We start from the raw sequence: 8,741 nt of genomic DNA on the forward strand, positions 1-8,741 counted from the left end.
GTAGATACCCATGCCCAGCGGGCGTCATTTGCACCACCCAGGCTTGCGCTTCTGCACAAACGCCTGCGTCCCCTCGATCCCTTCCGCGCTGGTCACCGCCTCGGCAAACCACTGCGCCGCCTGGTCCAGCAGCGGCCCCACGGGCTGCTCCACGCTGGCCAGCAACAGCGCCTTGGTACGCGCATTGGCGCCGGGGGCGCAGCGCAGCACCTGCCCCAGCACCTCATCCAGACGCTCCGCCAACGCCTGCGGATCGGTCTCGGTGAAGTGCACCAGCCCCAGCCGTTGAGCTTCCAACCCATCGAACCGCGCCGCCGTCAGCGCCAGTCGCCGCGCCTGGGTCAGGCCGATACGCTTGACCACAAACGGTGCGATCTGTGCCGGCAGCAACCCCAGGCTGGTCTCCGGTAAACCGAACTGCGCCTGGTGATCGGCAATCGCGATGTCACTCACGCAGGCCAGGCCAAACCCGCCGCCCAGCACCGCGCCTTGCAGCACCACGATGACCACTGGCGACACGGCTTCCACCGCTTGCAGCAACGTGCCGAAGGCCCGGTTCAGGGCCTGCAATTGATCGCCGGCGCTGACCAGGTCCTTCACATCGGCACCGGCGCAAAAATGCCCGCCTGCGCCGCTGATCACCACGGCGCGCACCTGGCTGTCCAACCCGGCCAGCACCGCGCGCAGTTCGTTGACCATTTCCAGGCTCATGGCATTGCGGCATTCGCGCCGGTTGAGGGTGATGTGCAACACGCCGTTGTGGGGTTCGAGCAGCAGGGTATTCATGGCTTTTTCCCCGGCAAAGTGCCCATCAACTTGCAGATGATGCCCAGCATGATTTCATCGGCACCGCCGCCAATCGACACCAGGCGCACGTCGCGATAGGCGCGGGCCACCGGGTTGTCCCACATGAAGCCCATGCCGCCCCAGTATTGCAGGCAACTGTCGCTGACTTCGCGGCCGAGGCGCCCGGCCTTGAGCTTGGCCATGGAGGCCAGGCGGGTCACGTCCTGGCCCTTGATGTACTGCTCGGTGGCCTGGTAGACCAGTGCACGCAGGCATTCGATTTCGGTGGCCAGTTCGGCCAGGCGAAAGTGAATCACCTGGTTGTCGATCAGCGCCTTGCCGAAGGTCTGGCGCTCCTTGCAGTACTCGACGGTGCTGTCGATGCAGTACTCCAGGCCCTTGATCATATTGGCCGCGCCAAACAGGCGTTCTTCCTGGAACTGCAGCATCTGCATCATGAAACCCGCGCCTTCATGGCCGATGCGATTGCGCTGGGGCACGCGCACGCCGTCGAAGAACACCTGGGCGGTCTCGGAGCTGTGCATGCCGAGTTTTTCCAGGGGCGGGCTGACGCTGATCCCTGGGGTGTTCATCGGCACCAGGATCAGCGACTTGTTGATATGCGGCTTGTCGTCGGAGGTGTTGGCCAACAGGCAGATAAAGTCGGCGCTGGGCGAGTTGGTGATCCACATTTTGCTGCCGTTGATCACATAGTCGCTGCCGTCCTTGCGCGCATGGGTTTTCAACCCGGCCACATCGGAGCCGGCGCCGGTTTCCGAGACGCCGATGCAACCGACCTGCTCGCCGCTGATAGCCGGGCGCAGGAATTCGTCGCGCAATTCATCGGAACCGAAGCGGGCGAGGGCGGGGGTGCACATATCGGTCTGCACGCCGATGGACATGGGGATGCCGCCGCAGCGGATGGTGCCGAACTCTTCGGCGGCGACGATCGAGTAGCTGTAGTCCAGGCCCATGCCGCCGAATTGTTCCGGTTTGGAGATCCCCAGCAAGCCGAGGTCGCCGGCCTTGCGGAAGATGTCGTGGATGGGGAAGCGCCCGGCTTTTTCCCATGCGTCCACATGGGGGTTGATCTCGCGGTCGACGAAGGCACGGACGGTGCGGCGCAGTTCCTGATGTTCCTGGGTGAAGATCATTGTTCTTGTTCTCCGGTTAGAAGCGCGCGATGCCGAAGCTGTTGGGCTGCAACTCGCGGACGTCGGCCTCGTGACAGATATCCAGCAGAAAGCCGAGTAAGGTACGGGTATCCCGTGGGTCTATCAGCCCGTCATCCCACAGGTTCGCGCTGCCATAGAGGGCAGTGGACTGACTGTCGAGTTTTTGCGCGGTGACCTGTTCGAGCATGTCCAGCACCTTGGGATCCGGCACCAGGCCGTCTTTCAACTGCTTGGCCTCGGTGACGATCCGCAGCACCTTGCCCGCCTGGGCACCGCCCATCACCGCCGTGCGGCTGTTGGGCCAGGCGAAGATAAAACGTGGGTCCAGGCCGCGACCGCACATTGCATAGTTGCCGGCGCCGTAGGAGCCACCGACCACCACCGTGAGTTTAGGCACCCGTGCGTTGGCCACCGCCTGGATCATCTTCGCGCCATGCTTGATCACCCCTTGCTGCTCCGCTTCGGTACCCACCATGAAGCCGGTGGTGTTGTGCAGGAACAGCAGCGGTGTGCGGCTCTGGTCACACAGCTGGATAAACTGCGCCGCCTTGCTCGCGCCCTTGGGTGTGATCGGGCCGTTGTTGCCGATCACGCCGACCGCGCGGCCCTGGATGTGCAGATGGCCGCAGACGGTATGGGCGTCGAACGCTGCCTTGAACTCGAGGAACTGCGAACCGTCGGCCAGGCGCGCGAGGATCTCGCGCACGTCGTAGGGCTTTTTCGGGTCAGCGGGGATCAGCCCCAGCAGGTCGTCGATGGGGTACAGCGGCTCGGCGTAATTGCGTTTGGGCGCCAGCGGCAGGCGCTCATCCCAGGGCAACAGGCTGACGATTTCACGCACGATGCGCACGCCATCGGCGTCGTTTTCCGCCAGGTATTCGGCGGTGCCGGCGATCTGTGCATGCATTTCGGCACCGCCCAATTCTTCATCGGTGGCGACTTCACCGGTCGCCGCCTTGAGCAGCGGCGGGCCGGCAAGGAACAGCTTGGCCTTGCCGCGCACCACCACCACGTAATCCGACAGTCCTGGCTGGTACGCGCCACCCGCCGTGGCCGAGCCGTGCACCACGGTGATCTGCGGCAAGCCCATGGCCGACATGCGCGCCTGGTTGGCAAAGCTGCGCGCGCCTTCGATGAAAATCTCCGCGGCATAGTTGAGGTTGGCGCCGCCGCTTTCGGCGAGGGTCACCACCGGTAGTTTGTTGTCCATGGCGATCTGTTGCAGGCGCAGGGATTTTTTCAGGCCGGAGGGCGAAACGGTGCCGCCCTTGATCGCGCTGTTATTGGCCACCACCAGCATGCGCACGCCGCTGACGTAGCCGATGCCGGCGATCAACCCCCCGCCGGCGGCGCTGCCGTCCTTGTCATCATGCAGCTTGTAGCCGGCCAGGCTCGCCAGTTCCAGGAACGGCGCGCCCGGGTCCAGCAGCAGGTTGAGGCGCTCGCGGGGCAGCAGTTGGCCGCGTTTTTCGAACTTGGGCCTGGCCTCCTCGGCCTTGCCCAGCAGGGTCTGTTCCAACTGGCGCAGGTGTTGGATGCCTTCCAGCATGGCGGCGCGGTTCTGGGCGAACTGCGGGCTGTGGGGATCGATCAGGCTGTCAATCAGCGGCATGGTTTATTGCTCCGCCTTGTGTCGCGGCCGCTGACGATCACGGTGTAGCCCTGGAACAGGCCGGCTTTGAAGATCGAGTCGAAGGCCACGGCAATGCTCCTTTACGTGAGTTGATCGGCAATGTGTTGCGGCACAGCGATGGGGATTTCCAACAGCTGCTGGGCGAAGGCCTTGCCCTGGGGGTCGATGCGCAGGCTGGCGATACCGCCGCCGCCCAGGGCGTTTTCCAGCAGGAAATTGAGGCTGTGGCTGCCGGGCAAATACCAGCGTTCAACGCGGCCGTGCACGGGGTCGAGCACATGGCCCATCCAGTCGACGAGCACCTCTGGCGTCAGCGCTTCGGCAATCCACGGCAGGTACTCGGGGGCGCGGGCGATGACCCCGATATTGCTGTGGTTGCCCTTGTCGCCGGAGCGTGCCACGGCGAGTTTCACCAACGCCACGCTGGCGTCGGCGCGGCCTTGGGGCTGGGGCGGATCCATCGGGGCGGCAGGCAGGATCGGCGCGTCGGCGATGGGCAGCGTGCAGACATGGCGTTGGCCCTGGAAGTCGACTACCACCTCACAGGCGGCCTTATCGATCAGGAACGAGAACAAGCGGATCAGCGGGTACACCGTCGGCCGCCCGCCGACAATCCCGGTCAGCCCCGGCGCCATGCCCGTGGCCGCCTGGGCGATCTCGCGGGCGAACAGCACCAGGGCCGGCTTGCTCGGGTGGCGCACCGCCAGCTTGACCACCACCTCGCGGCAGTCGTGGCGCAGGGCGCGGGGGCCATACGTCGCTTCGCTGCCCAGCAGTTCGATATTTACGTCGGTGTAGGGCGCCCAGCCGCGCTGGCTGAACAGTTCCGAGGTCTTGTTGATGATCGCCTGGCTGACCCGCTCGGCCTTGGCCACCGCGTCTATCCCGGCGATCAGGCAACTGGCGGTGCAGCGAAAGCCTTCCGGGTACGTGGCGCTGACCTTGTACTGGTGCGTTGGCGGCAACCCCTTGGCGCCGTGCAGGCGTACGCAGTTTTTGCCTTGCTGCTGCAACTTCACCTGGCTGAAATCGCAGATCACATCGGGCAGCAGATACACATGTGGGTCGCCGATTTCATACAGCAGCTGTTCGGCCACGCTCAGTTCGCTGATCAGGCCACCGCTGCCCTCGACTTTATTGACCGTGAACTGGCCTTCGGCGTTGACTTCGACGATGGGAAAGCCGATGTGCTCGTAGTCGGGCACGTCGCGCCAGTCGGTGAAGTTGCCGCCGGTACACTGCGCGCCGCATTCGATGATATGCCCGGCCAACGCGGCCTGGGCCAGGCGGTCGTAGTCCTGCCACGACCAACCGAATTCATGCACCAGTGCCGCGCTGACCACCGCGCTGTCGACCACCCGGCCGGTGATGACGATGTCCGCGCCCAGTTGCAGCGCCTGGGCAATGCCCGGTGCGCCGAGGTAGGCATTGGCGGAGACGCACAGGGGGGGCAGCGGCGCGCCGTTGAACATGTCGGTGATGCCGTGCAGGTGCTTGAGCCGGGGTTGCAGGTCATCGCCCAGCAGCACGGCGATTTTCAACGGCACCTGGGCTGTATCGCAGGCAGCTTGCAGGGCGGCGGCGCAGGCCTGGGGGTGGATGCCGCCGGCATTGCTGATCACGCGGATGCCCTGGCGCTGGATCTCGGCCAGCAGCGGTGTGAGCACCTCGACGAAATCCGTGGCGTAGCCGGCCTGGGGATCTTTCATCCGTGCACCGGCGAGGATCGACATCGTGACTTCCGCCAGGTAGTCGAACACCAGGTAGTCCAGCTTGCCGCCGTGCACCAACTGCGCGGCCGCGCTGCAGGTGTCACCCCAGAAGGCGCTGGCGCAGCCGATACGAACCGTCTTGCTCATGAGAAATCCTTCCTCGAATGGCTGGCAACGAGACTACCAAGCAAGCGCTTGGTTTGTAAACTCCGGTCACAAGTTTTGCCCAAGCGCTTGCTTGGGTGACTGGCACGGCCTAAATTGCCGGCCAAGACGTCAGTAGAAGTAGAGGAGAGCAGCATGGATGAGCACAAAGCCCTGCGGGTGATGCGCACCATGGTCGACGGCGGCCAATTGACCGACCCCGACAGTGCCCGGGGCAAGTTGCTGCAAACCGCGGCGCACCTGTTTCGCAACAAGGGCTTTGAACGCACCACCGTGCGCGACCTGGCCAGTGCCGTGGGCATCCAGTCCGGCAGTATCTTTCATCACTTCAAGAGCAAGGACGAGATCCTGCGCGCGGTGATGGAGGAAACCATCCACTACAACACCGCCTTGATGCGTGCCTCGCTCGAGGAGGCGAGCACCGTACGCGAACGTGTGCTGGCGCTGATTCGCTGCGAATTGCAGTCGATCATGGGTGGCAGCGGCGAGGCCATGGCGGTGCTGGTGTATGAATGGCGTTCGCTGTCGACCGACGCCCAGGCCCAGGTGCTGGCGCTGCGCGATGTGTACGAAGACATTTGGCTGCAGGTGTTGGGCGAGGCCAAGGCGGCGGGTTACATCAAGGGCGATGTGTTTATTGCGCGACGCTTCCTCACCGGAGCCTTGTCCTGGACCACCACCTGGTTTCGCGCCGAGGGCAACCTGACCCTGGAGCAATTGGCCGAAGAAGCCTTGTTGATGGTTTTGAAGGCCGATTGAGGCGCAAGCTATTAATTTTCCGGTGGAAAGTTGTCTAGCTGGACAAAAACGCCTAGCTTATCGACATCGATGTATTGAACGGTGTGTGCCTTGATGTTATCGCCATGGCGGTTGGCTGCAGGACTTACTTTATGGGCACTCGGCACCGCAGCGTGGTTGCCGGCTTCGGCTGCGCAACTGGTGCGTATCGGCGCGGCGCATTTTCCGCCCTACACCGTGCGCCCGGAGCAAGGCGCCGACACCGGTCTGTTGCCTCAATTGGTGGAGGCCCTGAACGCCTCGCAAACCGACTACCAGTTTGTGCTGGTACCGACCTCCATCCCTCGGCGTTTTCGTGATTTCGAACAAGGCCGTATCGACATGGCCATCTTCGAAAATCCCGATTGGGGCTGGCAGAAGGTTGCCCACACCAGCATCGACATGGGCCTGGAAGATGCGGAAATCTTCGTCGCCCAGCGTGAGCCCGGTCGAGGCCAGGACTATTTCGCCGACCTTGCCGGAAAACGCCTGGCCGTGTTCAGCGGCTATCACTACGCCTTTGCCAACTTCAACCCCGACCCCAAGTACTTGGCCGAGCACTTCAACGCCACCTTGACCTATTCCCATGACAGCAACCTGCTGATGGTTGCGCGCGGGCGTGCGGACATCGCCTTGGTAACCCGTTCGTACTTGAGTGACTTCATGGTGCGCAATGCGGATATGGCCGGGCAGTTCCTGGTCTCGGAGCGCATCGACCAGGTCTATCACCACTACGCGTTGCTGCGGCCCAAGGCGCCGATCACGGGCGAGGCGTTTTCGGCGTTGCTCAAGCGCTTGCGCGACAGCGGCGAGATGCTGAAGATTTTCGAGCCGTACCGCATCGATGTGATGGCGGTACCCTGAGGTCACACGCGCCGTGCAAACGTATCGCTATGGTTGCCGGACACCTTGCGGCAGTGCACCAGCGCATCGCGAATCATGAAGTTCACCAACGTCGGTGAAACCCCGAGTTCCTTGGCAATGTCCTTTTGCGGCACACCGTGCAGGCGGTACATCTCGAACGCGTAGCGGGTGCGCTGGGGCAACTCCGTCAGGGCGTCGGCGATGTTTTCCAGGGTGTTGAAATTGATGTGGGAGGTTTCCGGTGAAGCGCCGTGAATGACCACATTCAAGCCTTCCTCTTCCGTCCCGGAATATTTGAGTTCCAGGGCCTGCTTGCGGTAGTGATCGATCGCCAGGTTGCGCACGATCTGGAACAGATAACTCAGTTGGGCCTTGAACGATGACGTGATCGTCGGCGCCGATTGCAGGCGGAAGTAGGCGTCCTGCACTACATCTTCGGCACGGGAGCGGCACCCGGTAATACGTGCCGCAATCTTCACCAGAATCAGTCGATTGTCGACAAATGCCTGGAGAAGCGGTGAGTCGCACCTGCCTGTGGATACTTGTTCCGTCATGGAAATCACCTTGTCGCAAAAGAGGTTAGGGGAGGGCGTCCTTGCTGAGGCCTCCTACACATCGGGCAACAAATTATGCTGAATGATAATGATTGTCAAATGAGAAGGCGAACTAATCTTATGCTTTCTTGTTAGGTGTGAACCACGTCTCGCAGGTACCCGGCGACTAATTATTTGCCGGTGCCGTCCGTTCTTCTGGGTGACAGGGCCGTTAGTCAAGCGGCCAAGGATCAGCACCCGCAGGAGGACGACATGGGTTTTTATCGTGCACACAGCGTGTTTCAGTTTGGAGTCGCCGCGGGATGACTACGCCGACTCGACTGCGCCTGTTCTGCCTGCCCTATTCGGGCGCCAGCGCCATGGTTTACGCGCGTTGGCGCCGCACGTTGCCGGAGTGGCTGCAGGTGTGCCCGCTGGAATTGCCTGGACGGGGCATGCGCATGGACGAGCCTCTGCAACGCGATATCAAGGCCTTGGCGGCGCAGCTCGCGGAGGAAATCAGTCGCGACTTGAGCGGCCCTTATGCGTTGTTCGGGCATAGCCTCGGCGGTCTGCTGGCCTTTGAATTGGCCCACGCGTTAAACGCACGGAATGTCCCTGCGCCGCTGGCGCTGTTCGCCTCCGGCACGGCCGGCCCGGCCCGCCGCGATGTCAGCGAATACGCCATCGAAAAGACCGACGCGCAACTGATCGCCCGCCTGCGCGAACTGCAAGGCACTGCCGAAGAAGCCCTGGCCAATCCCGAGCTGATGCAGTTGATGCTGCCGATCCTGCGCGCCGACTTCCTGCTGTGCGGCAGCTTCACCTACGGCGAGCGCAAGCCGCTGGACCTGCCGATCCATGTGTTCGGCGGCAAGCAGGACAGCGTGCGCGCCGACCAGTTGCTCGACTGGCAGCTCGATGCCGCCAGCGGTTTTTCCCTGGACATGTTCGACGGCCACCACTTCTTCCTTATCCAGCACGAAAGCGCCGTATTGCGCTGCGTGCGGCGCTATGCCGACGAACACCTGGCCCGCTGGCGCAATGGCGCGGCGCGGCAACTGGCCGCCGGCTGATCGCTCTCCCATTCCCGAAT

8 protein-coding genes are annotated in these 8,741 nt (G+C 63.0%); 3 read left to right on the forward strand and 5 right to left on the reverse strand.

The annotated features are described in order from the left end of the window. Positions 1–24: 24 nt before the first annotated feature. The 4 genes from C8K58_RS12585 to C8K58_RS12600 all read right to left on the reverse strand — a co-directional run bounded on the left by C8K58_RS12585 (position 25) and on the right by C8K58_RS12600 (position 5,453). Positions 25–786: an enoyl-CoA hydratase/isomerase family protein gene (locus C8K58_RS12585; protein ID WP_092355163.1), complete on the reverse strand. Its 762-nt coding sequence runs from the start codon at positions 784–786 to the stop codon at positions 25–27. After that, positions 783–1,940, reverse strand: coding sequence for a citronellyl-CoA dehydrogenase (gene atuD, locus C8K58_RS12590; RefSeq protein ID WP_092355160.1), 1,158 nt, complete (start codon positions 1,938–1,940; stop codon positions 783–785). Before atuD ends, C8K58_RS12585 begins: the two co-directional genes overlap by 4 nt. A 16-nt stretch (positions 1,941–1,956) precedes the next feature. Further along, on the reverse strand, positions 1,957–3,573 hold the full coding sequence (locus tag C8K58_RS12595) for an acyl-CoA carboxylase subunit beta (protein WP_092355157.1): 1,617 nt from the start codon (positions 3,571–3,573) through the stop codon (positions 1,957–1,959). A 101-nt stretch (positions 3,574–3,674) separates the two neighbouring features. Next, entirely contained in the window at positions 3,675–5,453 is a 1,779-nt protein-coding gene (locus C8K58_RS12600) for an acyclic terpene utilization AtuA family protein (RefSeq protein ID WP_108573783.1), read from the reverse strand. Positions 5,454–5,606: 153 nt separating this feature from the next. On the opposite strand from C8K58_RS12600, the gene C8K58_RS12605 reads away from it, so the two are divergent. Next, entirely contained in the window at positions 5,607–6,230 is a 624-nt protein-coding gene (locus C8K58_RS12605; RefSeq protein ID WP_027603893.1) for a TetR/AcrR family transcriptional regulator, read from the forward strand. Positions 6,231–6,323: 93 nt separating this feature from the next. Beyond that, positions 6,324–7,112 (forward strand): ABC transporter substrate-binding protein, encoded by a 789-nt coding sequence (locus C8K58_RS12610; RefSeq protein ID WP_051429302.1) that lies wholly within the window; start codon positions 6,324–6,326, stop codon positions 7,110–7,112. A 2-nt stretch (positions 7,113–7,114) separates the two neighbouring features. Here the strand turns inward: C8K58_RS12610 and C8K58_RS12615 are convergent, their stop codons facing one another. Further along, positions 7,115–7,666 carry an RNA polymerase factor sigma-70 gene (locus tag C8K58_RS12615; protein ID WP_027603895.1) on the reverse strand — a complete coding sequence of 184 codons (552 nt, stop codon included), beginning with the start codon at positions 7,664–7,666 and terminating at the stop codon, positions 7,115–7,117. 302 nt (positions 7,667–7,968) lie between these two features. On the opposite strand from C8K58_RS12615, the gene C8K58_RS12620 reads away from it, so the two are divergent. Then, entirely contained in the window at positions 7,969–8,721 is a 753-nt protein-coding gene (locus C8K58_RS12620; protein ID WP_027603896.1) for a thioesterase II family protein, read from the forward strand. Positions 8,722–8,741 lie beyond the last annotated feature (20 nt).

Source organism: Pseudomonas sp. GV047 (assembly GCF_003058245.1).
Taxonomy (GTDB): domain Bacteria; phylum Pseudomonadota; class Gammaproteobacteria; order Pseudomonadales; family Pseudomonadaceae; genus Aquipseudomonas; species Aquipseudomonas marginalis.

What these genes read in the sequence shown, in the direction of transcription:
- C8K58_RS12585 (WP_092355163.1), bottom strand. Translation starts at nt 786, where the DNA reads ATGAATACCCTGCTGCTCGAACCCCACAACGGCGTGTTGCACATCACC.
- C8K58_RS12600 (WP_108573783.1), bottom strand. Translation starts at nt 5,453, where the DNA reads ATGAGCAAGACGGTTCGTATCGGCTGCGCCAGCGCCTTCTGGGGTGAC.
- C8K58_RS12615 (WP_027603895.1), bottom strand. Translation starts at nt 7,666, where the DNA reads ATGACGGAACAAGTATCCACAGGCAGGTGCGACTCACCGCTTCTCCAG.
- C8K58_RS12605 (WP_027603893.1), top strand. Translation starts at nt 5,607, where the DNA reads ATGGATGAGCACAAAGCCCTGCGGGTGATGCGCACCATGGTCGACGGC.
- C8K58_RS12595 (WP_092355157.1), bottom strand. Translation starts at nt 3,573, where the DNA reads ATGCCGCTGATTGACAGCCTGATCGATCCCCACAGCCCGCAGTTCGCC.
- atuD (WP_092355160.1), bottom strand. Translation starts at nt 1,940, where the DNA reads ATGATCTTCACCCAGGAACATCAGGAACTGCGCCGCACCGTCCGTGCC.
- C8K58_RS12620 (WP_027603896.1), top strand. Translation starts at nt 7,969, where the DNA reads ATGACTACGCCGACTCGACTGCGCCTGTTCTGCCTGCCCTATTCGGGC.
- C8K58_RS12610 (WP_051429302.1), top strand. Translation starts at nt 6,324, where the DNA reads ATGTTATCGCCATGGCGGTTGGCTGCAGGACTTACTTTATGGGCACTC.